Source organism: Pseudomonas sp. MH9.2, assembly GCF_034353875.1.
GTDB lineage: Bacteria > Pseudomonadota > Gammaproteobacteria > Pseudomonadales > Pseudomonadaceae > Aquipseudomonas.
Window position 1 is genome coordinate 4,567,109 of sequence record NZ_CP133784.1, and the last position, 26,735, is coordinate 4,593,843.

Annotated in this window: 25 protein-coding genes; 18 read left to right on the plus strand and 7 right to left on the minus strand. The window is 58.2% G+C overall.

Annotation, left to right across the window (positions count from 1 at the left end):
- Positions 1–47: 47 nt before the first annotated feature.
- The gene (locus RHM55_RS21045) at positions 48–599 is read right to left on the minus strand and encodes an NUDIX hydrolase (protein WP_322178150.1); all 552 of its coding nucleotides are present in this window, start codon (positions 597–599) and stop codon (positions 48–50) included.
- Between the two features lie 169 nt (positions 600–768).
- Between RHM55_RS21045 and RHM55_RS21050 the strand changes: the two genes are divergently transcribed.
- From RHM55_RS21050 to purT, 4 genes are all read left to right on the plus strand, one after another.
- The gene (locus tag RHM55_RS21050) at positions 769–1,368 is read left to right on the plus strand and encodes a CoA pyrophosphatase (protein ID WP_322178151.1); all 600 of its coding nucleotides are present in this window, start codon (positions 769–771) and stop codon (positions 1,366–1,368) included.
- A gap of 37 nt (positions 1,369–1,405) precedes the next feature.
- Positions 1,406–1,930 carry a gamma carbonic anhydrase family protein gene (locus RHM55_RS21055; RefSeq protein ID WP_322178152.1) on the plus strand — a complete coding sequence of 175 codons (525 nt, stop codon included), beginning with the start codon at positions 1,406–1,408 and terminating at the stop codon, positions 1,928–1,930.
- A complete protein-coding gene (locus tag RHM55_RS21060; RefSeq protein WP_322183053.1) occupies positions 1,927–2,142 on the plus strand; it encodes a DUF1289 domain-containing protein in 216 nt (71 codons plus the stop codon). The genes RHM55_RS21055 and RHM55_RS21060 overlap by 4 nt, the downstream gene beginning before the upstream one ends.
- A gap of 131 nt (positions 2,143–2,273) precedes the next feature.
- Positions 2,274–3,455 (plus strand): formate-dependent phosphoribosylglycinamide formyltransferase, encoded by a 1,182-nt coding sequence (gene purT, locus RHM55_RS21065; RefSeq protein WP_322178153.1) that lies wholly within the window; start codon positions 2,274–2,276, stop codon positions 3,453–3,455.
- A 36-nt stretch (positions 3,456–3,491) separates the two neighbouring features.
- Here the strand turns inward: purT and RHM55_RS21070 are convergent, their stop codons facing one another.
- The 3 genes from RHM55_RS21070 to RHM55_RS21080 form a co-directional block, all read right to left on the minus strand.
- Complete coding sequence (locus RHM55_RS21070) at positions 3,492–4,811, minus strand: MFS transporter (RefSeq protein ID WP_322178154.1); 1,320 nt, start codon at positions 4,809–4,811, stop codon at positions 3,492–3,494.
- Between the two features lie 103 nt (positions 4,812–4,914).
- Positions 4,915–6,162 carry an HlyC/CorC family transporter gene (locus RHM55_RS21075; protein ID WP_322178155.1) on the minus strand — a complete coding sequence of 416 codons (1,248 nt, stop codon included), beginning with the start codon at positions 6,160–6,162 and terminating at the stop codon, positions 4,915–4,917.
- 12 nt (positions 6,163–6,174) lie between these two features.
- Entirely contained in the window at positions 6,175–6,987 is an 813-nt protein-coding gene (locus RHM55_RS21080) for a cytochrome C assembly family protein (RefSeq protein ID WP_322178156.1), read from the minus strand.
- 234 nt (positions 6,988–7,221) lie between these two features.
- Between RHM55_RS21080 and ffh the strand changes: the two genes are divergently transcribed.
- The 11 genes from ffh to RHM55_RS21135 all read left to right on the plus strand — a co-directional run bounded on the left by ffh (position 7,222) and on the right by RHM55_RS21135 (position 20,716).
- Entirely contained in the window at positions 7,222–8,598 is a 1,377-nt protein-coding gene (gene ffh, locus RHM55_RS21085; RefSeq protein WP_322178157.1) for a signal recognition particle protein, read from the plus strand.
- A 250-nt stretch (positions 8,599–8,848) separates the two neighbouring features.
- Positions 8,849–9,100: a 30S ribosomal protein S16 gene (rpsP, locus tag RHM55_RS21090; RefSeq protein ID WP_219061317.1), complete on the plus strand. Its 252-nt coding sequence runs from the start codon at positions 8,849–8,851 to the stop codon at positions 9,098–9,100.
- Between the two features lie 5 nt (positions 9,101–9,105).
- On the plus strand, positions 9,106–9,642 hold the full coding sequence (gene rimM, locus RHM55_RS21095; protein ID WP_219061159.1) for a ribosome maturation factor RimM: 537 nt from the start codon (positions 9,106–9,108) through the stop codon (positions 9,640–9,642).
- Positions 9,643–9,647: 5 nt separating this feature from the next.
- Positions 9,648–10,400 carry a tRNA (guanosine(37)-N1)-methyltransferase TrmD gene (gene trmD / locus RHM55_RS21100; protein ID WP_322178158.1) on the plus strand — a complete coding sequence of 251 codons (753 nt, stop codon included), beginning with the start codon at positions 9,648–9,650 and terminating at the stop codon, positions 10,398–10,400.
- Positions 10,401–10,443: 43 nt separating this feature from the next.
- Positions 10,444–10,794: a 50S ribosomal protein L19 gene (gene rplS / locus RHM55_RS21105; RefSeq protein ID WP_296248607.1), complete on the plus strand. Its 351-nt coding sequence runs from the start codon at positions 10,444–10,446 to the stop codon at positions 10,792–10,794.
- A 144-nt stretch (positions 10,795–10,938) separates the two neighbouring features.
- On the plus strand, positions 10,939–11,835 hold the full coding sequence (gene xerD, locus RHM55_RS21110) for a site-specific tyrosine recombinase XerD (protein ID WP_322178159.1): 897 nt from the start codon (positions 10,939–10,941) through the stop codon (positions 11,833–11,835).
- Positions 11,836–12,001: 166 nt separating this feature from the next.
- Entirely contained in the window at positions 12,002–12,742 is a 741-nt protein-coding gene (locus RHM55_RS21115; protein WP_322183055.1) for a DsbC family protein, read from the plus strand.
- Between the two features lie 139 nt (positions 12,743–12,881).
- Entirely contained in the window at positions 12,882–14,186 is a 1,305-nt protein-coding gene (locus RHM55_RS21120; RefSeq protein ID WP_322178160.1) for a homoserine dehydrogenase, read from the plus strand.
- Positions 14,187–14,232: 46 nt separating this feature from the next.
- A complete protein-coding gene (thrC, locus tag RHM55_RS21125; RefSeq protein ID WP_322178161.1) occupies positions 14,233–15,657 on the plus strand; it encodes a threonine synthase in 1,425 nt (474 codons plus the stop codon).
- A gap of 128 nt (positions 15,658–15,785) precedes the next feature.
- Positions 15,786–19,370: a transporter substrate-binding domain-containing protein gene (locus tag RHM55_RS21130; RefSeq protein WP_416151987.1), complete on the plus strand. Its 3,585-nt coding sequence runs from the start codon at positions 15,786–15,788 to the stop codon at positions 19,368–19,370.
- 86 nt (positions 19,371–19,456) lie between these two features.
- Positions 19,457–20,716 (plus strand): EAL domain-containing response regulator, encoded by a 1,260-nt coding sequence (locus RHM55_RS21135; RefSeq protein ID WP_322183059.1) that lies wholly within the window; start codon positions 19,457–19,459, stop codon positions 20,714–20,716.
- Here RHM55_RS21135 and RHM55_RS21140 read toward each other — a convergent pair.
- On the minus strand, positions 20,681–21,343 hold the full coding sequence (locus RHM55_RS21140) for a response regulator transcription factor (protein ID WP_322178162.1): 663 nt from the start codon (positions 21,341–21,343) through the stop codon (positions 20,681–20,683). The two genes, RHM55_RS21135 and RHM55_RS21140, sit on opposite strands and share 36 nt — an antisense overlap.
- 265 nt (positions 21,344–21,608) lie before the next feature.
- Between RHM55_RS21140 and RHM55_RS21145 the strand changes: the two genes are divergently transcribed.
- The gene (locus RHM55_RS21145) at positions 21,609–21,902 is read left to right on the plus strand and encodes a DUF3509 domain-containing protein (RefSeq protein WP_322178163.1); all 294 of its coding nucleotides are present in this window, start codon (positions 21,609–21,611) and stop codon (positions 21,900–21,902) included.
- Positions 21,903–22,087: 185 nt separating this feature from the next.
- Here RHM55_RS21145 and RHM55_RS21150 read toward each other — a convergent pair whose 3' ends face one another.
- Complete coding sequence (locus tag RHM55_RS21150) at positions 22,088–22,885, minus strand: TIGR02285 family protein (protein WP_416151988.1); 798 nt, start codon at positions 22,883–22,885, stop codon at positions 22,088–22,090.
- A 129-nt stretch (positions 22,886–23,014) separates the two neighbouring features.
- The gene (locus RHM55_RS21155; RefSeq protein ID WP_322178165.1) at positions 23,015–24,214 is read right to left on the minus strand and encodes a CaiB/BaiF CoA-transferase family protein; all 1,200 of its coding nucleotides are present in this window, start codon (positions 24,212–24,214) and stop codon (positions 23,015–23,017) included.
- 190 nt (positions 24,215–24,404) lie between these two features.
- Between RHM55_RS21155 and RHM55_RS21160 the strand changes: the two genes are divergently transcribed.
- Positions 24,405–24,947 (plus strand): YaeQ family protein, encoded by a 543-nt coding sequence (locus RHM55_RS21160; protein ID WP_322178166.1) that lies wholly within the window; start codon positions 24,405–24,407, stop codon positions 24,945–24,947.
- 60 nt (positions 24,948–25,007) lie between these two features.
- Positions 25,008–26,723: a single-stranded-DNA-specific exonuclease RecJ gene (gene recJ / locus RHM55_RS21165; RefSeq protein WP_322178167.1), complete on the plus strand. Its 1,716-nt coding sequence runs from the start codon at positions 25,008–25,010 to the stop codon at positions 26,721–26,723.
- Positions 26,724–26,735 lie beyond the last annotated feature (12 nt).

A 26,735-nucleotide genomic window follows, 5' to 3' on the forward strand; every position in this document is an offset into this window, starting at 1 on the left:
CCCTGAGCAATGTATGGGCAGCGCTACACGCGCTGCCCGCGGAGTAATTAGGTCTTTTTTATCTGCTGCAACGGTGCCAGAGACTCAGTTCGCACTGGGTAGACCTGCTGGATCCGGTCGGCAAAGAAGCATTCTAAGGTACGTTTTACCGTCATGAAAGCCAGCTCGGACCATGGAATGTCAGCCTCGTCGAAAAGCCGCACCTCCAGGCTCTCTACCCCGGCGGCAAACTCCAGATCTACCAGCTCGGCGCGATAAAACACGTGTACCTGACTGATGTGCGGTACATCGACCAGCATGTACAGGCTCAGGTTGCGCAGCGTGGCGCAGGCTTCTTCCGCCGTTTCGCGGCGGGCGGCCTGTTCGACCGTTTCCCCGTTTTCCATGAAACCGGCTGGTAAGGTCCAGTACCCCATGCGCGGCTCGATGGCGCGACGGCATAGAAGCACCTGCGAGCCCCAGATTGGCAGGCTCCCGGCGACGATATTAGGGTTCTGATAATGGACGGTCTGGCAATGCTCGCAGACGTAACGTAAGCGGCTATCGCCTTCGGGGATGCGCTGAATGACCGGGTTGCCGCACTGGCTGCAGAATTTCATGCTGAACGTCGATTCCTGAAATCAGTCGCTATCTTGGCGTGCCGCACCGGGGTCGGCAAGCTGAGCTTACACAAGCAGGTCCAATCAGTTGCCGGGTTGTCCTACAAGGGGTTGGGCGTATCGCCGCTTTGGTGCATTATGCCAGTTAGGCAACAGATCGAGATTTCCCATGCTGGACGAGCTACTTCGCCGTGTAAGCAGTCATACGCCGCGTACTCTGGAAACGGATCGACGTTTCCCCGAGGCCGCTGTCCTAGTGCCCATCACTCGGAGTGATGAGCCGGAGTTGATCCTGACCCTGCGCGCCAGCGGGCTTTCGACCCATGGCGGCGAAGTCGCCTTCCCTGGTGGGCGGCGTGATCCCGAAGACCCGGACCTGATTTTTACGGCCTTGCGTGAGGCCGAGGAAGAAATCGGTCTGCCGCCTGGTCTGGTCGAGGTGATCGGCCCGCTCAGTCCGTTGATCTCTTTGCACGGAATCAGGGTCACGCCTTACGTAGGCATCATCCCTGACTTCGTCGAATACCAGGCCAACGATGCCGAGATTGCGGCTGTCTTCAGCGTGCCTCTGGCGTTCTTTCGCGAGGACCCGCGTGAGCATACTCACCGTATCGATTACCAGGGTCGTAGTTGGTATGTGCCCAGCTATCGTTTCGGTGAATTCAAAATATGGGGTCTGACAGCGATCATGATCGTCGAACTGGTCAATGTGCTGTACGACGCCGACATCAGCCTGCACACGCCGCCTGAGCGTTTTATCAATATTTGATACTTACCCACGGCCTGCGGGCCATGAGGAAACCACTATGAAATATCGCTTGGGAGATTCCCATGTCGACACTCATCCGCAAAGCTGGGTTGCGCCTACTGCCACCCTGATTGGCAAGGTCAAGCTCGAAGCCGGTGCCAGCGTTTGGTTTGGCGCCGTATTGCGTGGCGACAACGAGCTGATCCATATCGGTGAGAACAGCAACGTACAAGATGGCACGGTGATGCACACCGACATGGGGTCGCCGCTGATCATCGGCAAAAATGTCACCATCGGCCATAACGTCATGCTGCATGGCTGCACCGTGGGCGATTGCAGCTTGATCGGCATCAATTCGGTCATCCTTAACGGTGCCAAGATCGGCAACTATTGCATCATCGGCGCCAACTCGCTGATTGGCGAGGGCAAGGAAATCCCCGACGGCTCACTGGTCATGGGCTCGCCCGGCAAAGTGGTGCGCGAACTGACGGACGCGCAGAAAAAAATGCTTGAAGCCAGTGCTGCGCATTACGTGCACAACGCCCAGCGCTATGCGCGTGATCTGGCCCCGCAGGAAGACTGATGAGTGTCGAGCGACCGGTTGCTTCGCCGTGTGTGAATATTTGCGCGCTGGACGAGGCGGACATCTGTCTGGGCTGCCAGCGCACCGTTGAGGAAATTACCCGCTGGAGTCGCATGGACAATACTGAGCGCCGCGTGGTGCTTGGACGCTGTCATGAGCGAGCGCGGGACAGTGGCATGCTGTGGACGGTGGGTGTGAAAACCACTCCTTGATTCTGGCGCCTCACTTTTTCGGGACGAGGCCCAAGTGATCGGCTTCGTGGTAAATTGCGCGCCTTTCTTCTCCCCATGAGTCGCCCACCAATGGCGGGCTGGCTCGATGATCTGCTCCACGAGGACCTGAGATGACTCAAATCGGAACGCCACTGTCGCCTACCGCGACGCGCGTATTGCTCTGCGGTTGCGGCGAGCTTGGCAAGGAGGTGGTGATCGAACTGCAACGCCTGGGCGTCGAAGTGATCGCTGTTGACCGTTATGCCAACGCTCCAGCCATGCAGGTCGCGCATCGTAGTCATGTAATCAACATGCTCGACGGTGCCGCCTTGCGCGCAGTGATCGAGGCCGAGAAGCCGCATTATATCGTCCCGGAAATCGAAGCCATTGCGACCGCGACCCTGGTCGAGCTGGAGTCCGAAGGTTTTACCGTGATCCCCACTGCCCGGGCAGCTCTGTTGACGATGAACCGCGAAGGCATTCGTCGTCTGGCCGCTGAAGAACTGGATCTGCCGACTTCGCCGTATCATTTCGCCGACACCTTTGAAGACTACCGTCAGGCGGTTGAGAACCTCGGTTTCCCGTGTGTGGTCAAGCCGGTGATGAGTTCGTCGGGTAAAGGCCAAAGCCTGCTCAAAAGCACTGACGACGTGCAAGGTGCCTGGGATTATGCGCAGGAAGGCGGCCGTGCCGGTAAGGGGCGTGTGATCATCGAGGGGTTCATCGATTTCGATTACGAAATCACCCTGCTGACTGTGCGCCATATTGGCGGCACTACCTTCTGTGCGCCGGTCGGGCATCGTCAGGAGAAGGGCGACTATCAGGAATCCTGGCAGCCGCAGGTCATGAGCCCGGTTGCTTTGGCTGAGTCCGAGCGGGTTGCACGCGCCGTGACCGAGGCCTTGGGTGGCCGTGGTCTGTTTGGCGTCGAGTTGTTCATCAAGGGTGATCAGGTCTGGTTCAGCGAAGTCTCGCCGCGTCCACATGACACCGGCCTGGTGACCCTGATCTCTCAGGACCTGTCGCAGTTCGCGCTGCATGCGCGGGCGATCCTCGGCCTGCCGATCCCCTTGATCCGTCAGTTCGGACCCTCGGCTTCGGCAGTGATTCTGGTGGAAGGCAAATCCACGCAAACCAGTTTCGCCAACCTGGGTGCTGCCTTGAGCGAGCCCGACACCGCGTTACGCCTGTTCGGCAAACCGGAAGTCAATGGTCAGCGGCGCATGGGTGTGGCCCTGGCTCGCGACGAGACCATCGAAGCCGCCCGCGCCAAAGCGACGCGTGCGTCCAAAGCGGTGAAGGTTCAGCTATAACTGCAACTGCAACTGCGAATTGCCTGACGCTGTGCGTCAGGCAATTCGGTCCAGATCGTTTTCCCGCGTCTCTTTCAGGCACAGCACAGCGATCAAGCTGAGCAAAGCTGCTGCCGACACATACCCGCCAACCCAGCTCAAGCCGCCCATCGCCACCAGTTTCTGGGCGAAGAAGGGCGCCACTGACGCCCCCACGATACCGCCCAGGTTGTACGCCGCAGATGCGCCGGTATAACGCACGCGCGTCGGAAACAGTTCAGGCAGCATCGCGCCCATTGGGGCGAAGGTCACGCCCATCAGGAACAGTTCGATGCAAAGGAACAGCGCAACGGCCCATGTAGTGCCGTAAGTCAGCAAGGGTTCCATGGTGAAGCCAGACAGGATCGCCAGCACACCGCCAATGATCAGCACCGGTTTGCGCCCGAAACGGTCGCTGGCCCAGGCCGCCAGGGGTGTGGCTGCGGCCATGAACAGTACGGCAAAGCACAGCAGGCCAAGGAACGTCTCGCGACTGTAACCGAGGGTCGATACGCCGTAGCTCAGGGAGAACACAGTCGAGATATAGAACAGCGCGTAGCACACCACCATTGATGCCGCGCCCAGCAGCATAGGGCGCCAGTATTGGCTAAGGAGTTCCGCCAGGGGCATCTTGACCCGCTCGTGTCGGGCGATGGCGTTGGCGAAGATCGGTGTTTCCTCAAGCTTGAGCCTTACGTACAGGCCGACCATCACCAGTAACGCGCTGAGCAAAAACGGAACGCGCCAGCCCCAGGAGCGGAACTGTTCGTCATTCAGCGTCATGGCCAGGGTCAGGAACAACCCGTTAGCCGCCAGGAACCCAATCGATGGACCCAGTTGCGGGAACATGCCAAACCAGGCGCGCTTGCCCTTGGGGGCGTTTTCGGTAGCGAGCAATGCCGCGCCGCCCCATTCGCCGCCCAGCCCCAGCCCTTGGCCGAAACGCAATACGCACAACAGAATCGGGGCCCAGGCGCCAATCGTGGCATAGCCCGGCAGCACGCCAATCAGGGTGGTGCAGATGCCCATCAGCAAGAGCGAGGCCACCAATGTCGATTTGCGGCCGACACGGTCGCCAAAATGGCCGAACAAGGCCGAGCCCAGCGGCCGCGCAAGAAAGGCGATGCCGAAGGTCAGAAACGCCGACATCATTTGTGCGGTGCCCGACGTCTGCGGGAAGAATACCGGGCCGATGACCAGCGCGGCAGCTGTGGCGTACACGTAAAAATCGTAGAACTCGATGGCGGTGCCAATGAAGCTGGCAACGGCCACGCGCCGGGCCGAGTTGGCCGGTTTGGTCGCTGCGGCATCGTGCTCGAAAGTGGTGCTATTGGTCATCCGAATGTCCCTGTTGGATTTTTGTTTTTATGATGTCGCCAAGGTTCAGCGAGTGGCGCTTTTTCGGGTGCGGCGGTGAACAGTCGGCGTGATCGGGAAGCGCTTAAACGGCGGCGCGAGTGCTGCTGTTCTGCCACATCAGGACTCGGGTGACCCGATTGTCTTCGGTTTCGAGAATTTCCAGACGGTATGGCCCGATTTTCACGCATACCGAGCTGTCTGGAATGGTTTCCAGTGCTTCGGTGACCAGGCCATTGAGGGTTTTTGGGCCATCGGAAGGCAAGTGCCAGCCGAGACTTTTGTTCAATTCGCGAATCGACGCAGCGCCATCAATCACCAGGCGACCGTCGGTTTGCGGGTGGATATGCGGATTGTCGAAGCTCTGTTCGTTTTCAAACTCACCGACGATTTCTTCAAGGATGTCTTCCAGGCTGACAATGCCAAGCACTTCGCCGTACTCGTCGACGACCACGCCCAGGCGGCGCTGTTGCTTGTGAAAATTCAGCAGTTGCAGTTGCAGCGGGGTGCTTTCCGGGACGAAATAAGGATCGTAGCAAGCCTCGATCAGGTCTTCTTTGGTCAGGTCGGCATGCGGCAGCAAATGGCTGATCTGGCGTGTATTGAGTACACCTTCCACTTGGTTGATATCGTTGTGGTACACCGGCAGCCGCGTATGGCGGGAGATGATCAGTTGTTCGATGATGCGCTGGATCGGGTCATCCAGATTGATGCCGTCGACTTCGCTACGCGGTACCAGAATGTCGTTCACGGTAATGCTGTCCAGCGCGTGAATGCCCGATAGTACATGTGAGCGGCTGGGCTGGTTATCCTGCTGGCCGTCATGGAGCAAGACCGTCAGCGGTACTTCATTGTCCTTTTTGCGGGCGTTCGGTTTGTCGCGGATACCGAAGGGTCGCAGTAGCGTGCAGGCGATGGCGGAGAACAGCCAGGCCAAGGGAGAGAGTAGCTTCATGGGCAAGCGCAGAGTGCTGTTACCCAGCATCAATATCGCTTCCGGGTAACGTGCCGCCAGGGTGCGCGGTATGAATTCGGCAAAGATCAATAGCACACTGCTGACGCCGATCCACGCCAGCGTAGGCCCGTTGTTGTACCAGAAGTGCAGCGCCAACAGCATGCTGATGATGGTGATCAGTACTTTGATCAGGGTATTGCTCAGGATCAGGCTGCCCAGCTCAAACGCCAGCTTTGGCATGGAGGTGTCAGTAGCGCGACCGTTCGGACGCACAGCCTTGAGGTACTGGTGTGCGGCGTATACCGCAGTGAGCAGGCCGGACCAAAGAATCAGCAGGGTCAATACACCAAACATCGGGCCGATGGGCAGGTTATTCATGATCAACGCCCGTCAGATGTGCAGAATGAATTCGCGTACCAGCTTGCTGCCGAAATACGCCAGCATCAGCAGGCAGAAACCGCCTAGGGTCCAGCGAATTGCCTTGTGTCCGCGCCAGCCGAGACGGTTGCGTCCCCACAGCAGCACGCTGAAAACCACCCAGGCCAGGCAGGCGAGGAGTGTTTTGTGCACCAAGTGCTGGGCGAACAGATTTTCGACAAACAGCCAGCCCGAGATCAGTGACAGCGAGAGCAGGCCCCATCCTGCCCAGAGGAAACCAAACAGCAGACTTTCCATGGTTTGCAGTGGCGGGAAGTTCTTGATCAGTCCGGACGGACGTTTGTGTTTGAGTTGGTGATCTTGCACCAGTACCAGCAAGGCCTGAAACACCGCGATGGTGAACATGCCGTATGCCAGGATCGACAGCAGAATGTGGGCCAGAATGCCCGGTGCTTCATCGATGGGCTGGACCGTGCCGGTGGGCGCGAACTGTGCTAGCAGCACCGTCGCCAGCCCGAGCGGGAACAGCAGCACCAGCAGGTTCTCCACGGGTATTCGCGCACAGGCAAGCATGGTCAGGGCAATAACAGCGACCGCGATCAGGCTCGCGGCACTGAAAAAGTCCAGGCCCAGGCCGACGGGTGTAATCAGCTGGGTGTAAAGACTGAGCCCGTGAGCGATTACAGCGAAGCCGCCGAGCAGGCAAAGTAGACGTTTATCCACCTTTGCACCTTGGCGCAGGCGGATGCTTTGATAAAGGGTCGCAGCGGCATATAAGCAGGCGGCGGCGAGACTGGGAAGCAAGCTGGGTGACAAGGGAAGCATAAATCCTGTTAGGCAAGCCCGAAAGACGCTGAGTTTGGCATAGAACCGACATTTCACGAAAGACTACAGAAGCAGACTCGATGGTGTCCGTCCAGCAGAGTCTTCGCTATAATCCGTCACCTGCTCAAGTCGCAGGCTCGTCGAACACTGTTTTTAGCCGTTGTTTTCAACAACGGGCCACCACGAGCCGGACCGCACCAACCGGGGTTCAACTAGAGCCTGAAAGGATCGCGCATGTTTGAAAACCTTACAGACCGCCTCTCGCAGACGCTTCGCCATGTTACCGGCAAGGCGAAGCTGACCGAGGACAATATCAAAGACACCCTGCGTGAAGTGCGCATGGCTTTGCTTGAAGCCGACGTTGCCTTGCCGGTGGTTAAAGACTTCGTCAATAAGGTCAAGGACCGCGCTGTCGGTACCGAGGTGTCGCGCAGCCTGACGCCGGGCCAGGCGTTCGTGAAGATCGTCCAGGCCGAACTCGAAGAGTTGATGGGGGCGGCCAACGAAGATCTGGTCCTCAACGTCACACCACCGGCCGTGGTCTTGATGGCGGGCTTGCAGGGCGCGGGTAAAACCACCACCGCCGGCAAGCTGGCGCGCTTTCTCAAAGAGCGCAGAAAGAAAAGCGTGATGGTGGTCTCGGTGGACGTTTATCGTCCTGCGGCCATCAAGCAGTTGGAAACCCTGGCCAACGACATCGGCGTGACGTTCTTTCCGTCCGATATCAGCCAGAAGCCGGTAGAGATCGCGCTGGCGGCCATCAAAGAGGCCACGCTCAAATTCATCGACGTGGTGATCGTCGATACCGCCGGTCGCTTGCACATCGATGTCGAGATGATGGGCGAGATCCAGGCGTTGCACGCGGCAACCAAGCCAGCTGAAACGCTGTTCGTGGTTGACGCCATGACCGGTCAGGATGCGGCCAACACCGCCAAGGCCTTTGGCGATGCGTTGCCGTTGACCGGTGTGATCCTCACCAAAGTCGATGGTGATGCTCGTGGCGGCGCGGCGCTGTCGGTGCGTGCGATCACCGGCAAACCGATCAAGTTCATCGGTATGGGCGAGAAAAGCGACGCCCTCGAACCGTTCCACCCGGACCGGATCGCCTCGCGCATCCTCGGTATGGGCGATGTGCTGAGCCTGATCGAACAGGCCGAACAGACTCTCGACAAAGACAAAGCCGATAAACTGGCGAAAAAACTGAAGAAGGGCAAAGGCTTCGACCTCGAAGACTTCCGCGATCAGTTGCAACAAATGAAAAACATGGGCGGCCTTGGCGGGCTCATGGACAAGCTGCCGAACATGGGCGGGGTGAATCTGGCTCAGATGGGCAATGCTCAGAACGCCGCTGAAAAGCAATTCAAGCAGATGGAAGCCATCATCAACTCGATGACCCCGGCCGAACGCCGTGACCCGGACCTGATCAGCGGTTCGCGCAAGCGCCGGATCTCCATGGGTTCAGGCACTCAGGTGCAGGATATCGGGCGTCTGATCAAGCAGCACAAGCAGATGCAGAAGATGATGAAAAAATTCTCCGCCAAAGGCGGTATGGCAAAAATGATGCGCGGCATGGGCGGAATGTTGCCCGGCGGCGGCATGCCGAAGATGTGATTGCATAGCGCGGGAGACTCTTTTCGCGCATCCCTACACGGAGGGTGACCTCCAGTAACCTTGCTTTTTGCAGGGTTGATAAGCCGCTGTTCGCAGCGGCTCCATAGCAGATCTGGATGGCATGCCGATAGGCGCCGGAAAAAGACATTTGCAAATGTCCGGATATTCCTTAGAATATGCGGCCTTTCGGGCACCTATGCCCGCTGTGCATCTTAAGATTTGCAGCACCGACTACAGGAACGATGTCCACATGCTAACCATCCGTCTCGCCCTTGGCGGCTCCAAAAAGCGCCCGTTTTACCACCTCACCGTGACCGACAGCCGCAACCCGCGCGATGGTTCACACAAAGAACAAGTTGGTTTCTTCAACCCGGTTGCCCGTGGTCAAGAAGTCCGTTTGTCCGTGAACGAAGAACGCGTGACTTACTGGTTGAGCGTTGGTGCACAACCTTCTGAGCGTGTTGCTCAGTTGTTGAAGGAAAATGCTAAGGCTGCGGCCTGAGCAATATGAACGCGACGCCTGCAGTAGCCGAAGATTTGATCGTTATCGGCAAGATTTATTCTATTCATGGCGTTCGCGGCGAAGTGAAGGTTTATTCCTTTACTGATCCGATTGGAAACCTGTTGGATTACAAGACCTGGACGCTTCGGCGCGAAGGCGATGTGCGACAGGTAGAGCTGGTCAGCGGACGCTTGCAAAACAAGTTCCTGGTCGTAAAGCTCAAAGGTCTCGATGACCGTGAGGAAGCTCGTCTTCTGTCCGGTTTTGAGGTCTGCGTGCCGCGCAACCTGTTCCCTGATCTGACCGACGGCGAGTACTACTGGTACCAGCTGGAGGGTCTTAAGGTCATCGACCACCTAGGGCAATTGCTCGGGAAAATCGATCACCTTCTGGAAACTGGCTCGAACGATGTAATGGTGGTCAAGCCTTGTGCGGGCAGTCTGGATGATCGCGAACGCTTGTTGCCCTATACAGAGCAATGCGTGTTGGCAGTCGACCTGGGTGCTGGCGAGATGAAGGTGGATTGGGATGCGGACTTCTAAGCGACATGGCTAGCCTACGCGTAGAAGTGATCAGTCTGTTCCCCGAGATGTTTTCCGCCATCAGCGACTACGGCATTACCAGCCGTGCGGTGAAACAAGGGCTTTTGCAGCTGACTTGTTGGAATCCGCGGGACTACACCACAGATCGACATCACACTGTGGATGATCGCCCATTTGGCGGTGGTCCGGGCATGGTGATGAAGATCAAGCCTCTTGAAGACGCTCTGGTTCAGGCCAGGCAGGCAGCAGGGGATGCGGCGAAGGTTATTTACCTGTCGCCACAAGGCCGCCAACTGACTCAGTCGGCGGTACGCGAACTGGCGCTAGGGGAAGCATTTATCCTCATCGCGGGTCGTTATGAAGGCATTGACGAGCGTTTCATTGAAGCTCATGTCGATGAAGAGTGGTCGATTGGTGACTATGTACTTTCCGGTGGCGAGCTGCCGGCGATGGTCCTGATAGACGCGGTTACGCGGCTGCTGCCTGGAGCTTTAGGGCATGCGGACTCCGCGGAGGAGGATTCCTTCACGGATGGTCTGCTGGATTGCCCGCATTACACCCGACCGGAGGTGTATGCGGATCAGCGTGTTCCCGACGTGTTGCTAAGTGGCAATCACGCGCACATCCGGCGTTGGCGTTTACAGCAGTCCCTTGGGCGGACCTATGAACGACGCGCCGATCTTCTGGAAAGCCGCTCGCTTTCTGGAGAAGAGAAGAAGCTGCTGGCGGAGTATCTCCGCGAGCGGGACGATAGTTAACGTATCGATGGTAGATCCTGATGATCTACCTTAGGAGCACAGCATGACTAACAAAATCATTCTGCAACTCGAAGCTGAGCAGATGACTAAAGAGATCCCTCCCTTTGCCCCGGGCGACACTGTTGTCGTTCAGGTGAAAGTGAAGGAAGGCGACCGTTCGCGTCTGCAAGCGTTCGAAGGCGTTGTGATTGCCAAGCGTAACCGTGGTGTGAACAGTGCTTTCACTGTTCGTAAAATCTCCAACGGTGTTGGCGTAGAGCGTACTTTCCAGACTTACAGCCCGCAAATCGACAGCATGGCTGTGAAACGTCGCGGTGACGTTCGCAAAGCCAAACTGTACTACCTGCGTGACCTGTCCGGTAAAGCAGCTCGCATCAAAGAAAAACTGTCTTAAGTTCAGTCTTTCCGATGCAAAAAAAAGCAGCCTAAGGGCTGCTTTTTTGTTGCCCGGTTTTTAATCTCCATCGGGCAACGCTCGCCGCGCCATGACCCGGTGTGGAACACTGCCACCGACTTTATTACAGAAGCCCCGAATATCATGCCTGCTATTGATCACCCGCTGATTGACCGTTTTCTCGACGCGTTATGGCTGGAGAAAGGCCTGTCGGATAACACCCGCGAGGCTTATCGCAGCGATCTGGCTTTGTTCAATGGCTGGTTGCAGGAGCAAGATGTTGAATTGAGTAGCGCGGGTCGGGAGCTGATTCTCGATCACTTGGCCTGGCGCCTGGACAAAGCGTACAAGCCTCGTTCGACAGCGCGCTTTCTGTCCGGCCTGCGCGGGTTTTATCGGTTTTTGCTGCGGGAAAAGTTGATCCTGGTCGATCCGACCCTTCAAGTGGACATGCCGCAACTGGGCAGACCCTTACCTAAGTCATTGTCCGAGGCCGACGTTGAGGCGCTGTTGGCCGCGCCGGATCTTGGCGAGGCCATCGGTCAGCGTGATCGGGCGATGCTTGAGGTGCTGTACGCCTGCGGCTTGCGCGTCACTGAACTGATCAGCTTGACCCTTGAGCAAGTCAACTTGCGCCAAGGCGTCGTGCGGGTCATGGGCAAGGGCAGCAAGGAACGACTGGTGCCGATGGGGGAGGAGGCGATTGTCTGGATCGAACGCTACATGCGTGATGCGCGGTGGGAGCTGTTGAACGGACGGCCCAGTGACGTGCTGTTCCCAAGTCAGCGCGGTGAGCAGATGACCCGCCAGACGTTCTGGCATCGTATCAAGCACCAGGCCAAGGTCGCCGGAATCGGCAAGTCCCTTTCGCCGCATACCTTGCGCCATGCCTTCGCTACCCACCTGCTCAATCACGGCGCTGACCTGCGAGTGGTGCAGATGTTGTTGGGGCACAGTGATTTGTCCACGACGCAGATATACACTCATGTAGCCCGCGCAAGATTGCAGGAAATACATGCAAAGCATCACCCTCGTGGCTGATTTCCAGGCCTGCCGGGAGGTGTCCTGCGTCACTCTCAGTCGGCCTGACAGCCCTTATGTGATAGGCTTTGCCGGTTTCGAAAATTGGGCAGCACTAAAACGCCTGCGGTCCCCCATGACCGCCGTTTTCAGCAGCGCCCATCTGTCCACCGTTCAAGGAGTCCCCATGCGCGTGACCCGGATTTTCGCCGCCGCAGTTATTGCGTTGGCCAGTACGCTCAGTATGTTCGCTCAGGCGGATGATGCCGCCGATAAAGCCATCCGCAAGGCCCTTGAAACGCTGCAGCTCGAGCTGCCAGTCGACAGCATCGCCAGTAGCCCGCTGAGCGGTCTGTATGAAGTCAAACTCAAAGGCGGTCGCGTGCTGTATGCCAGCGCTGACGGCCAGTTCGTGATGCAGGGGTATCTGTTTCAGATCAAGGACGGTAAACCGGTCAACCTGACCGAGAAGACCGAACGCTTGGCCATTTCGAAAACCATCAACGGCATTCCTACCGGTGACATGGTGGTCTATCCGGCCATCGGCGAAACCAAATCGCACATCACCGTGTTTACGGATACCACCTGCCCGTATTGCCACAAGCTGCACGCTGAAGTCCCCGAGCTGAACCGTATGGGGATTGAAGTGCGCTACGTTGCCTTCCCGCGTCAGGGCCTGGGTTCGCCGGGCGATGAGCAACTGCAGGCGGTCTGGTGCTCCAAGGACCGCAAAGGTGCCATGGACCGTATGGTCACCGGCAAGAATATCGAAGCACCGAAATGCGCCAACCCAGTGTCCGGGCAATTTGCCATAGGGCAATCGATTGGTGTCAATGGCACGCCAGCCATCGTGCTGGCGGACGGTCAGGTGATTCCGGGCTATCAGCCGGCCAAACAAGTGGCCAAGCTGGCATTGAGCGCCCAATAATCCTGTTTCGCCAGGGTTAGCTTTTGACGATCATGGAGCCGCGGGTTTACCGTCGCTTTATTAAACAGCGAGCCACCTCACAGCAGGTGGCTGTTTTCCACGGCCGGCCTCGCGTCGGCCGTTTTATGGGGACTTCATAGTGAAACCGGTCAAAGTAGGCATCTGTGGGCTGGGTACTGTCGGTGGCGGTACCTTCAACGTACTTCAGCGTAACGCCGAGGAGATTTCCCGCCGCGCCGGCCGTGAAATCGAAGTAGCGCAAATTGCCATGCGTACGCCAAATCCCCTCTGCCAGATTACCGGTACCCCCATTACCCACGACGTTTTTGCCGTCGCGACCAACCCTGAAATCGATATCGTCATCGAGCTGATCGGTGGCTACACCGTTGCCCGCGATCTGGTCCTGCTGGCCATCGAGAACGGCAAGCATGTTGTCACTGCCAACAAGGCACTGATCGCCGTGCACGGTAACGAAATCTTCGCCAAAGCCCGTGAGAAGGGGGTGATCGTTGCGTTCGAAGCCGCTGTCGCCGGTGGCATTCCAGTGATCAAGGCGATCCGTGAAGGCCTGTCGGCCAACCGCATCAACTGGGTCGCCGGGATTATCAACGGCACCGGCAACTTCATCCTCACCGAGATGCGCGAAAAGGGCCGTACCTTTGCTGACGTGCTGGCCGAAGCCCAGGCTCTGGGTTACGCCGAAGCCGATCCGACTTTCGACGTCGAAGGTATCGATGCTGCGCACAAACTGACCATTCTTGCGTCGATTGCCTTTGGCATCCCGCTGCAGTTCGACAAGGCCTACACCGAAGGCATCACCAAGCTGACCACTGCTGACGTGAACTACGCCGAAGCGTTGGGCTACCGTATCAAACACCTGGGCGTGGCACGTCGCACGGCTGCGGGCATCGAGCTGCGGGTTCACCCGACCTTGATCCCGTCCGATCGCCTGATCGCCAACGTCAATGGCGTGATGAACGCAGTGATGGTCAATGGTGATGCCGCGGGTTCGACCCTGTTCTACGGTGCGGGTGCCGGCATGGAGCCTACAGCGTCCTCAGTGGTCGCCGATCTGATCGACGTGGTTCGTGCCATGACCTCGGATCCAGAGAACCGTGTTCCGCACCTGGCCTTCCAGCCAGACTCGTTGTCCGACCACCCGATTCTGCCGATCGAAGCCTGCGAAAGCGCTTACTACTTGCGGATTCAGGCCAAGGATCACCCGGGTGTTCTGGCGCAAGTGGCGAGCATTCTGTCCGAGCGCGGGATCAATATCGAATCGATCATGCAGAAAGAAGTCGAAGAACAGGACGGTCTGGTACCGATGATTCTGCTGACTCACAGCGTCCTCGAACAACGTATGAACGACGCGATCACAGCCCTTGAAGCCTTGCAGGATGTGGTCGGCAGCGTGGTGCGTATTCGTGTTGAACAGCTGAACTAACCGCGGCTATCGAATCAAGCAGCTCTTGTTTTAGAGAGGAACAATCATGCGTTACATCAGTACCCGCGGCCAAGCGCCAGCCCTGAACTTCGAAGACGTGCTGCTCGCGGGTCTTGCCAGTGATGGCGGCCTGTATGTGCCGGAAAACCTGCCGCGCTTTACCCTGGAAGAAATCGCCTCCTGGGCGGGTCTGCCGTATCACGAGTTGGCGTTCCGGGTCATGCGCCCCTTCGTCACCGGCAGCATCCCGGATGCCGACTTCAAAAAGATTCTGGAAGAAACCTATTCGTCGGGAGAGGGGGGCGTATTCGCCCACAGCGGCATTGCGCCGCTGCGCCCGTTGAATGGCAATGAGTGGGTGCTTGAGTTGTTCCATGGTCCCACCCTGGCCTTCAAGGACTTCGCCCTGCAACTGCTTGGGCGTCTGCTCGATTATGTGTTGGCCAAGCGTGGCGAACGCGTAGTGATTCTGGGCGCGACCTCCGGTGATACGGGCTCGGCCGCCATCGAAGGCTGCCGTCGTTGCGACAACGTCGACATCTTCATCCTGCATCCGAACAATCGTGTCTCGGAAGTTCAGCGTCGGCAGATGACTACCATCTTCGGTGAGAACATCCACAACATTGCCGTCGAAGGCAACTTCGATGACTGCCAGGAGATGGTCAAAGACAGCTTCGCCGATCAGGACTTTCTCAAGGGCACGCGTCTGGTTGCGGTCAACTCGATCAACTGGGCGCGGATCATGGCTCAGATCGTGTACTACTTTCATGCGGCCCTGCAGCTCGGCGGGCCGGCGCGTTCGGTTGCGTTCTCGGTTCCAACCGGTAACTTCGGCGATATTTTCGCCGGTTACCTGGCGCGCAACATGGGCTTGCCGATCAGCCAGCTGATTGTCGCCACCAACCGCAATGACATTCTGCACCGCTTCATGAGCGGCAATCAGTACTCCAAGGAAACCCTGCACGCGACCCTGTCGCCGTCCATGGACATCATGGTGTCGTCGAACTTCGAGCGTTTGCTGTTCGATATGCATGGGCGCAATGGCGCAGCCATCGCTGGCTTGATGGACACCTTCAAGCAGACCGGTACGTTTAGCGTCGATGAAGATCGCTGGACCGAAACCCGCAAGCTGTTCGATTCTCTGGCAGTCAGCGATGAGCAGACCTGCGAGACCATCGCCGAAGTCTTCGCGCAGACGGGCGAAGTGCTCGATCCGCACACCGCCATTGGGGTCAAGGCCGCCCGCGATTGCCGTCGCAGCCTGGATACGCCGATGGTGATTCTGGGGACCGCGCATCCGGTCAAGTTCCCGGATGCAGTGGAGAAAGCCGGTGTAGGAAAAGCCCTTGAGCTGCCTGCACATTTGGCTGATTTGTTTGAGCGAAACGAGAAGTGCACCGTTCTGCCAAATGACCTTAAAGCCATACAGGCCTTCGTCAGCCTGCACGGTAATCGCGGCAAACCGCTCTGACGGTATCGTTGTGTAACAAGATCAGGCCCGCCATTTGGCGGGCTTTTTTGTTTTTGCGTGCCACACTCCGGGGGTTTTGGATCCCTACGGACGGGAAGACTGCGGTGAAGAAAGTCAGCAGGCACGGTATGAGTGCCACAAACAAAAGCGTTTTGCACACAGCCTTGCTGTGGATGCTGTTATTCCTGAGTCAGGCCGCGCCCGCTGCGCAAAGTTTGCCTTTCAGTCTGGTGGCACCCTTTGTAAGCCTGCCGCCCATGCTCCTGGAACCTCAGGATCAACAATGGCTCGATCAGCATCGCCCCCTTCGCGTGGGCATCTCGATTGCCGATTACGAGCCGATTGACATCACCAGTGATCGCAATCGCTATCAGGGCATTAGCGCCGACTACCTGAGCCTAATTGGCAGCACGCTGTCGGTGCCCATGCAAGTAGTAGGTTTCGCCCGACGCGAAGAGGCCATTCTCGCCCTGCGTAACGACACCATCGATATTCTTACCAGTGCCAATGGCTTCGAGCGAGGCGTGAAGGAATTGGCGTTTTCCGCCGACTACATGCCCGACCGCTCGGTGATCGTCGGACGCGGGAGTGACGTGACCCTGCCGTCCGGGCTGAAGGGTAAAAAAGTGGTATTGCTCGATGGCTACGCCGATGCGCGGGTGGTCCATGCGGTTTATCCCGACAGCGAAATTATCCTCGCGCCTAATCTCTACAGTGCTCTTGAGGCCTTGAGCCAAGGTGAAGTCGATGCGTTTATCGGCAACGAGGTCATCGTGCGCTCCTACAGTGCCTTGCGCCCCTATCTGGGGTTACAGATCAAATCCGAAAGCGCACTGCCGCCGGTTGGGTTCTCGTTCGCCACTCGCAAAGAAGACGGGACCCTGCTTTCGATGATTGACCGTGCGCTCAAGCGTATCGACCCGTCGGTCAGGCGCGAGGTAGTCGTGCGCTGGACCACGGGCCTTGGCTCGGACATCGCCCGGCAACGCATCAAGTTGACGACCGCCGAGCAAGGCTGGGTCCGCAAACATCCGCGTGTCACGGTGGCTTCTGGCCAACATCCGCCGTACTTGTACCAAGACAAGAACGGCCAGTGGGTTGGCCTGAATGTGGACGTGCTGGCGCGTATTTCGCGCATGACCGGCCTGCAGTTCGTGCACAAGGAATCGTCTTCGACGGAAGAAACCATGCACTTGCTGCGCACCGGTCAGGCCGACATGAATACGACCTTGGGGGAGAACGCTGAACGCAAGAAGTTCCTCGGCTTCACCTACTCGTATGGTGGTAATGCCTGGGTTTTCGTCGTGCGCAGCAAGGACCCGTCGCCGCTGACCCTGAATGATCTGTCAGGACGGGTTCTGGCGCTGCCCGCCAAACATGCGCTGGAAGACTTTATCCGGCGCAGTCATCCAGATATCAAGCTTCGATCGGTCAAGACCTACGAGCAAGCCCGTCAGTTGGTCGAAGACGGTCAGGCCGATGCAACCATCCAGAATGAGGCAGGGGCCTATCTGTTCCCGCCGGGGGTGCTGAAAGTCGGTCGTAGTGTTGAGGGGCAATGGTCACCTGATCGTTTTTCAGTGGTCGAGACTCAACCGGAGCTGTTGAGCATCCTGAACAAGGCCCTGGAAGAATTTCCCGTGGGCGAGTTACGGGCTATCCGCCTGAAGTGGCTGGGTGCGGTCATCCCTCAACCCACGCTCTGGCAACGCATCCCGCCGTGGGTTTATTGGACACTTGCAGTCGCACTGATGCTGGGCCTGGTCTCGCTGGTCTGGAGCAGTCGCCTGAAGGTGCAGATTCGCCAGCGGCTCAGGGCAGAGGAACAGCTCAGTGATCAGTTGGCGTTCAAGCATGCCTTGCTCGACGGTATCCCCAACCCGATTTATGTGCGGGACCTCAATGGCCGGTTGATTTCGTGCAACCGCAGTTATGAGGAAAGCTTCGGGATCAGTTTTGAACAGATGAGTGGCCGGCGCTTGATCGATGTGGATTTGATCCCTCGTCCGAGCGCCGAACAGATGCATGCCGATTACCTGAAACTCCTGGAAACCCGGCAGCCGGTGTTCGCTGACCGGCAGATGGAGCTCTTTGGCCGGTTGATTGAGGCCTATCAGTGGACCGTGCCCTTTTACCGGGCCGATGGCCAGTTGCAGGGCTTGCTGGGTGGCTGGATAGACATCACCGAACGCAAGCAACTGGAAGCCCAGCTCGACCAGGCGCGGCAGGAGGCCGAGCTGGCCAATGTCGCCAAAAGCGCTTTCCTGGCAACCATGAGCCATGAAATCCGCACGCCGATGGGCGCCATCATCGGTCTGCTTGAACTTGAGCGCGAACAGGCTTTACGTCAGGGCACGCTGCCGTCCGAGGGGCTAAACGTTGCGTACCAGTCCGCACAGGAATTGATCGCCCTGATCGGCGACAGCCTGGACCTGGCCAAGATCGAATCCGGGAGTATGCAATTGACGCTGGTCACAACCCCGTTGCGACCGTTCTTTGAAGGTATTTGCAAACTGTTCGAGGCCAAGGCGTCGGAGAAGGGCCTAGACCTGCGGCTGGAGTTCGCCGAACAGGCCGAGGGTGACTACTGGCTTGATCCGTTGCGCCTGCGTCAGGTATTGCACAACCTGCTCGGCAACGCCTTGAAATTCACCCGCGAAGGCGCGGTGCTTATGCGCGTCAGCGTGACCGGGGCGGATCAGCACCGGCCCTGCTTGCAGATCAGCGTCAAGGACAGCGGTGTCGGCATCAGTGCGCAGCAGCAGAGCCTGTTGTTCCAGCCGTTTTCTCAGGCCAGCGGCGATACTGCAGCCGAATATGGCGGCACCGGCCTGGGGTTGAGTATTTGCAGGCAACTGGTGGAATTGATGGGCGGGCAGATCGGCCTTGAGAGCGAGCCGGGGGCCGGAACACTGGTCACCGTTGAGCTGGAGCTGGCCCGCGCCCAAGCGTCGAGCAAAGGCCCAGAGCCCCTTCAGCAGCGAGCTGTCAGCCGTTCGTTGCAGTTGCTGATCGTCGATGATCTGTCGGCCAACCGTCTAGTACTGACTCAACAGCTTGAGTTTCTCGGGCATGAAGTGGTGTCCACCCACAGCGCGGAGTCGGCCTTGGCGCTCTGGCGTGAGGGTGACTTCGACGGGGTTATCACTGACTGCAATATGCCAGGCATGAGCGGTTATACCCTGACCGAAAACATTCGACGGATCGAAGCTCTGGAGCAACTGCGGCCTTGTCCGGTCATCGGTTGCACCGCCAATGCCATGAGTGATGAACGCCAGCGCTGTGAGCAGGCAGGCATGGACCGGCTTCTGATCAAGCCAGTGCCTCTGGAGCAACTGGCACAATTGCTCGCCGATATTGCGCCCGCACAATCGTTTGATATCCAGTCCTTGCGGCAAATGACCCGGGCCAACGATGAGCAGATGCAGCTGTTGCTTTTGGAACTGTGGAAAAACCTGGAACAGGAATGGGGTGTTTTGCAGCCAGCGGTGAGCGCACAGGACTGGAGGGCCCTGAGCGCTTCACTGCACCGTTTGAAGGGCGCCGCGTGTCTGATCGACGCGGTGCCGCTGGCGAAGGCCTGTGCCAGCCTCGACGCTAGCGTGCGCGTGCAATCCAGCGTAACGCTGGTCGAGGAGTGGCAGAAGCTGGACGACGCTATCGGGCAGCTTCGCGTCGACATTCAGCAGCACTTGCCGGTACCGCCTGTTTAGGACTTGTCCTATGGGGTACAGATGCGGGGGCCTTTAAAGTACAGATCACTTTTGGCTAAAACCGCTCCGGCCCGCGAGGCATGACTGTGAACTCTCTTAACGTTCTGATCCTTGAAGACAATCCGTTTCAACTGATGGCGCTGCACCAGATGCTCAATGCCAATCAAGTCTTCAACGTCCTGGCGGCTGACGGCGTCGCAGCGGCGCAACAATCGTTGGCCAATCGGGGCAGCGTCGATATCGCCATCTGCGACTTGCAGATGGACGGCCCGGACGGGCTCGAAATGATCCGGTATCTGGCCGAAACCCGGCAGGCCCGAGCGGTGATCATTCTCAGCAGCACCGACACCAGCGTGCGTGACGGCGCAGCATATCTGGCACGACAGCAGGGGCTCTGGGTGCTGGGTAGCCTGCCAAAGCCCGCGTCGGCAACGGCGCTATGCAAATTGCTGGAGGTTTACAGCGAGGGCATCGAGCACGATACCGCGCCCTTACCGTTGTTGCAGGTGTCGGAGTCATTGTCACTGGAAGCGCTGTATCCGATAGCCCCGGGTCAACACATCGGCGATACCCGAGTATCCGAACAGTGGATCGCCCACTACCAGCCCAAGGTCAGCCTGGAGGGGAAGTTGCTGGGCGTTGAGGCGCTGGTCCGTTGGCAGCACCCGCAGTACGGCCTGTTGGTGCCCGGCCAGTTCATGGCCGCACTTGAACATGCGGGCCTGATTGCGCCGCTGACCTGGCGCATGCTGGAGCTGGCGTTGAAATTGTCCTCCGAGGTATTACAGGCGCGTGGGGAAGCCTTGCCCGTGGCCGTGAATATCGCGCCGGTGATGCTCGAACACGTCGATTTTGCCCAGGAAATCCTGGCGCTGCTGGCGCGTTTCGGCCTGCCACCAGAGGTGCTGACTCTGGAAGTCGTCGAGAGCTCGGTACTGAATACGCCGTCCTGGCAACTGGAAAGCTTGATGCGTTTGCGCCTGCAAGGGTGCAAATTATCCATCGACGACTTTGGTACGGGCGCTTCAAATATTGAGCGTTTGCTGCAATTGCCCTTCTCTGAACTGAAGATCCCTTCCGAATTCGTACGGGGCATGGCCGAAGACGCACGCAAGTCGGCGGTGGTCGCCGGTGCTTTGACTATGGCGAGACAGATGGCGATGAACGTGGTGGTCGAAGGTGTTGAAACCGCCGATGACTATCGAGCCCTGCAGGCGTTGGGCAAGCCCGCAGTGCAGGGTTATTTCATTGCACGTCCCATGAGCGAGGCCGCTCTACTGAGCTGGATGGCGGAGCGTACGGGTCCGACTTCAGGTCAGCCCATGCTCTTGCAGATAAATGAATAACGACGCGTCGTTGGCCAGGCCCAGCTTGCGCATGGCGCTGACTTTTTGAGTGCTGACCGTTTTTTTGCTTCGGTTAATTTGCGCAGCGATTTCCCCAACCGAGCGCCCGGCCGCCAGTAAACGCAGGACTTCCTGTTCCTTGGGTGAGAGCTGCCCGTGGGATACCAGGGCGTCAGAACCGTAATCACCGGCTTCGAGCAGAGCCTGTTTTACCGAGTCCGCAATGTAGTGTTTGTTCTGCCGGATACTCAGGATTGCGGCAGGCAACTCGCCCGCCAGGCTGGCTTTGCTCAACAGCGCATTGACCCCCAATGCAAGGATCGAGCTAAACAGTCCTGCATTATTGAGCATGGTGACCACCACAATGGGCAACTGTGGATGATCACGTCGAATCCGTTCCAGTAACCGCAGCCCATCGTTCTGTTGATCGACAGGCATCATGAAATCGGTCACCAGCACATCACACGCGTGGCTTTTCAGCGCTTCATTGAGTTCTACCGGGCTGCCAGCCTCGGCCACTACCTGAGCGTCGCCGCCCTGTTCGAGCACAACCCGCAGCCCTATCAGGAAAATAGGGTGATCGTCCGCCAGGATGATGCGCAGTGTTCGATCAGAGGGCTTACTCACGGTCAGGCTCCGTTTGCATGGGCAAGATGGGATTGACCTGCCTTGAAGGTTATCGGCAGCTCTTTGTGCGTATTGATAGGGTATTGCAGGTTGACCTCTCCGTCGCGAGGGGGGTAGCCGTTTGTTTTTTATCTGTCATGTTCAGCAGGCATGCTCAAGGTTCCTGATTGCAGGCAATCCCCAGCTCACGGCGCACGAACTTTTTCCTCAAGCCGGGGGTCATTGATAAGCACCTTTGCATTCAAACTGTTGAGTGGTGATCTAGATGGAAAATATCAGCTTACTGCTAAGTGAAGCCCTGACGCCGTACCAGGCAACGCTGGGCCCTGCAGGTGCTCGGGGTGAGCGTCTGGTGACCCTGAAAAATCCGGCGGGTGCGATTGTGATCGAGCGCACGCTGTGTGTAGCGCAGTTTTGCGACAAGCGCCAACTGACAGATGTGGTCGACGGTTTTCACCGGGACCTGTTGGTGGCCGAGGGGCGCATCGAGCCCTGCGTGATTGCGGCCATGCGCCACGTTCAAACGCAGGCATTTAGACCGGTTCTGGATTTTATTTGACTGATCGGGGAACCTTAGTCGTATTCAGGCCTCATATTAAGTACGGCAGGTTCAGGCATTGTGCTCCGGTGATTGTTGCCTGTCGTACTGGTCCCGAGGGACCACGGTTTGACCCCGAGTTAGTTACCCCGCTGCTCGGGGTTTCTTTTGTCTATAGTTTGGCACGCGTCAGTATTTCCGTGGGCTCAGGGCTTATCGAAAAACGCCTTGGCATCCTTCAGATATTCCACGCGGGACGACGGGTCGAGCCACTCGGCGTAGAGATCGACAAGTGTGCTCTCGCGCAACACGCGCATTTCGCGGTTGATGATCTCCATGGCCTCCCGGCCTCGCTCGGTATTCGAACAACCGACATGGGCGAACTGATATTTGGCGGTGCCTTTGACCGGGTAAAACGCCAGTTCTTCAGGGTCGATGCTTTGGTGCTGTGCCTGGTAACGGGCTTCTGGCCAGTAACTGATAAAGGCTTGCAAGCGGCCCAGGCGCTCCATCTGTAACAGGCTGCCGACCGCATCGTTGCCGTAATGCTCGCTGACGTCAGCGCCTGACGCGCTATGAACAATTTGATCGATCACCGGGCCGTAACTGCGTTCGGCCACTACCCCGAGCTTTATCGTCTGGCTCGCCAGTAACGCCACCAGGTCGATCTGGCCGTTTTCGATGAAGGGGCTGAAGCGACTCGCGTCTTCACGACGAATGACGATGCCGTTGCTGGCCACTGCATACGTAGGGATCGAGAAAATGATGGTTTTCGCTCGCTCTGGAGTCCAGAGCAGCGTCGGGTCGCAAGTGAGGGAAGGCTCATGAAGCATTTGCATGCCTCGGGCGCGATTGACCCGCAACAGCTGGTGTTCGAACTCGGGCATGCGGGCGATCAATAGGGGCATCAGCCGATCAATCGAACCTTGGCCCTGCTGCGGGCCTGAGGCAATCGTCAAGGGCGGTAGATCGCGCAGTAACCAGATCAATGTGTCTTTTGCCATGCTGGTGCGCGGCACGCCAATGAGCGATACCAAGACTAGCATGAGCTTTAAACAGGGCTTGGCGGCCCGCAAGGAGCGATAGAACATTCGCTGATGAATCCTCGGGAAGTGCCTGAATTATAGCGTCATTTAGATGACGCCTTGTTCGCGCAAACGAACAATCTGTTCAGCGTCATAACCCAGAGCTTTCAGTAGCTCGGCATTATGGGCCCCCAGCTCGGGTCCGACCCAGTCTGCAGACCCCGGTGTTTCCGAGAGTTTGGGGACGATGCCGGGCATTTTGAACAATTTTCCATCGGGTAATTTGGCCTGGAGAAACATTTCCCGGGCGAGAAATTGCGGGTCACTGAACATGTCTTTAGCTGAGTAAATACGACTGGCAGGCACCTGAGCTTCGGTCAGTGCACTCAACAGTGTTTCCAGCGGCAGCGAACCGACCCAGCGATCAATCACGCCGTACAGTTCATCACGGCGGCTGTCCCGCCCGTCATTGCTGGCCAGCGCGGGATCATTGGCCAGGTCCTCACGCCCGATGACCTGCATGAACCGTTTGAAGATCGCATCGCCATTGGCGCCAATCTGTATGTGCTTGCCGTCGGCGCTGGTGTGAATCGAAGAGGGCGTAATGCCGGGTATGATGTTGCCGGTGCGCTCACGGATGAACCCGAACACATCGAACTCCGGGACCATGCTTTCCATCATCGCGAAAATTGCTTCGTACAGCGCCACATCTACCACTTGGCCCTGGCCGCCGTTGACTTCGCGGTGACGCAACGCCATCAGCGCTCCGATCACACCCCACAGCGCGGCAATCGAGTCACCGATTGAAATCCCGGTGCGTACCGGTGGCCGATCCTCGAAACCGGTGATATAGCGCAACCCGCCCATGGATTCCCCGACTGCGCCGAACCCTGGCTGATCTTTCATCGGTCCGGTCTGGCCGAAACCGGACAGGCGCACCATCACCAGTTTCGGGTTCAGTGCGTGCAAGGTTTCCCACCCCAGGCCCAGCTTTTCCAGGACGCCGGGTCGAAAGTTTTCGATGAGGATGTCGGCCTCGCCCAGCAACTGCTTGAGGATGGCCAAACCCTCGGGATGCTTGAGGTTGAGCGTCAGCGACTTTTTATTGCGCGACTGAACAAACCACCACAGCGAAGTCCCCTCGTACAGCTTGCGCCACTTGCGCAGGGGATCGCCGCCGTCCGGCGATTCGATTTTGATCACCTCGGCACCGAACTCGGCGCAGATGCGCGAGGCGAAAGGGCCAGCAATCAACGTTCCCAGTTCAATGACTTTTAGACCGGCAAGGGGTTTGGCGGTGAGTGGCATGGGGCATCCTGTGGGCAGCGAATGGCCTTAGCCTATTCGATTCTGGCGACAGATTCTGCCCCGGCGGCACCTTGGTCTGGCATCAGGCGCTTATTTGTCCCGACCGCCGGGCAGATCAGGCCGGTTCGGTCGTTCAATGGGTCAGCATCGGTTAGACTTGGCGCCTTTCTCCGCATCTAGAAGCCCGTTCATGGCCCAGCCGTCCACGACCTACAAATTCGAACTCAATCTCACCGACCTCGACCGTAGCGTCTATGAAAGTGTCAAACAGACGATCGCCCGCCACCCCTCTGAAACTGAAGAGCGCATGACCGTGCGTTTGCTGGCTTATGCCTTCTGGTATAGCGAGCACCTGGCGTTTGGCCGTGGCTTGTCGGACGTGGACGAGCCCGCGCTCTGGGAAAAGAGCCTGGATGGTCGCGTGTTGCACTGGATCGAAGTGGGCCAGCCCGACGCTGATCGCATCACATGGTGCTCGCGTCGTACCGAGCGCACCAGTCTGTTGGCCTACGGCAGCTTGCGTGTCTGGGAAACCAAGGTCATCCCGGTCGCGAAAAACCTGAAAAACGTTAACATCGCCGCCGTGCCGCAAGACATTCTGGAAGTCCTGGCCAAGGACATGCCACGCGTTATCAAGTGGGACGTGATGATCAGCGAAGGAACGATTTTCGTAACCGACGACCGTGGTCAGCACGAAGTTCAGCTGCAATGGCTCACCGGCGAGCGCGGCTGATACGCCTCGCCACTGATTGCTCTGCCAGCTCGCCAATCAAAGAAATCCAGCGGAAACCGAATGCGCATCGAACCTCGCCTGTTGCCTGACACTTTGCCGTTTCTCGGCGACCTGCCGCCTTTGCTGACGCGTCTGTATGCCGCGCGCGGCGTGCTGTCCGAGGTCGAGCTGGACAAAAGTCTGACCCGCCTGATTCCTTATCAGCAGCTCAAAGGGATCGATGCGGCGGTGGACCTGTTGGTCACGGCGTTGAACGAGCGTCAGCGCATCCTGATCGTCGGCGACTTCGATGCGGACGGTGCGACCGCCAGCACTGTGGGCGTGCTGGGGTTGCGACTGCTCGGTGCCGCGCATGTCGATTATCTGGTGCCGAACCGTTTCGAATATGGTTATGGCCTGACCCCGGAAATTGTCGCCGTCGCCTTGCAGCGAGAGCCGCAATTGCTGATCACTGTGGATAACGGTATTTCCAGCGTCGACGGTGTGGCGGCGGCCAAGGCTGCGGGCTTGCAGGTACTGGTCACTGACCACCACTTGCCCGGCCATGAACTGCCGGCAGCCGATGCCATCGTCAACCCGAATCAGCCCGGTTGCGAATTCCCCAGCAAGGCCCTGGCCGGCGTCGGGGTGATTTTCTACGTGTTGATGGCATTGCGCGCACGGTTGCGTGATACCGGTTGGTTCGAGGCCAACCAGCGGGTGCAACCGAACCTCGGTGAGCTGCTCGATCTGGTTGCACTGGGCAGCGTCGCCGATGTGGTGCCGCTGGACGCCAACAATCGCATCCTGGTCCATCAAGGCCTGCTGCGCATCCGTGCAGGTCGGGCGCGACCGGGGCTCAAGGCGATTCTCGATGTCGCGCGCCGTGAACCTGCGCGCATTACCTCGACCGACCTCGGGTTTATCATTGGGCCACGTTTGAATGCTGCCGGTCGTCTGGATGACATGAGCCTTGGCATCGAATGCCTGCTGTGTGAAGACGAAACCCTGGCCCGTGAAATGGCGGTGCAACTCGACGAGTTGAACCAGGACCGCAAATCCATCGAGCAGGGCATGCAGCGTGAAGCACTGGCCCAGCTCAAGGACTTGCCACTGGAATCGATGCCGTTCGGCTTGTGCCTGTTCGAGGCGGATTGGCACCAAGGGGTGATCGGGATTCTCGCTTCACGCCTGAAAGAGCGTTATCACCGTCCGACCATCGCCTTCGCCAGCGCCGGGGAGGGCGTACTCAAAGGTTCGGCGCGTTCAGTGCCGGGGTTTCATATCCGCGATGCGCTGGATGCCGTGGCGGCCAAACATCCGGAACTGATCAGCAAGTTTGGTGGGCATGCGATGGCCGCTGGCCTGTCGTTGCCTGAAGCGAACTTCCCGGCGTTTGCCGAAGCCTTTGACGCGGAAGTGCGTCGCCAACTGTGTGAAGACGACCTGACCGGGCGCCTGCTGTCGGATGGCACGCTGGCCGTGGAAGAGTTTCATCTGGAACTGGCCCGGGCGCTGCGCAACGCGGGTCCCTGGGGGCAACATTTCCCTGAACCGTTGTTCCATGGCGTGTTTCAGTTGGTAGAACAACGCATCGTTGGCGAGCGTCATCTGAAGATGGTACTGAAAAGCGAATGCGGCTCGCTGAAACTCGATGGCATCGCCTTCAGCGTCGACCGCGAGATCTGGCCGAACCCGACCATTCGCTGGGTCGAACTGGCGTACAAACTGGACCTCAACGAATTTCGTGGCAACGAAACCGTACAGTTGATGGTGGCGCATATCGCTGCGCGTTGATTTGCTGCAGGA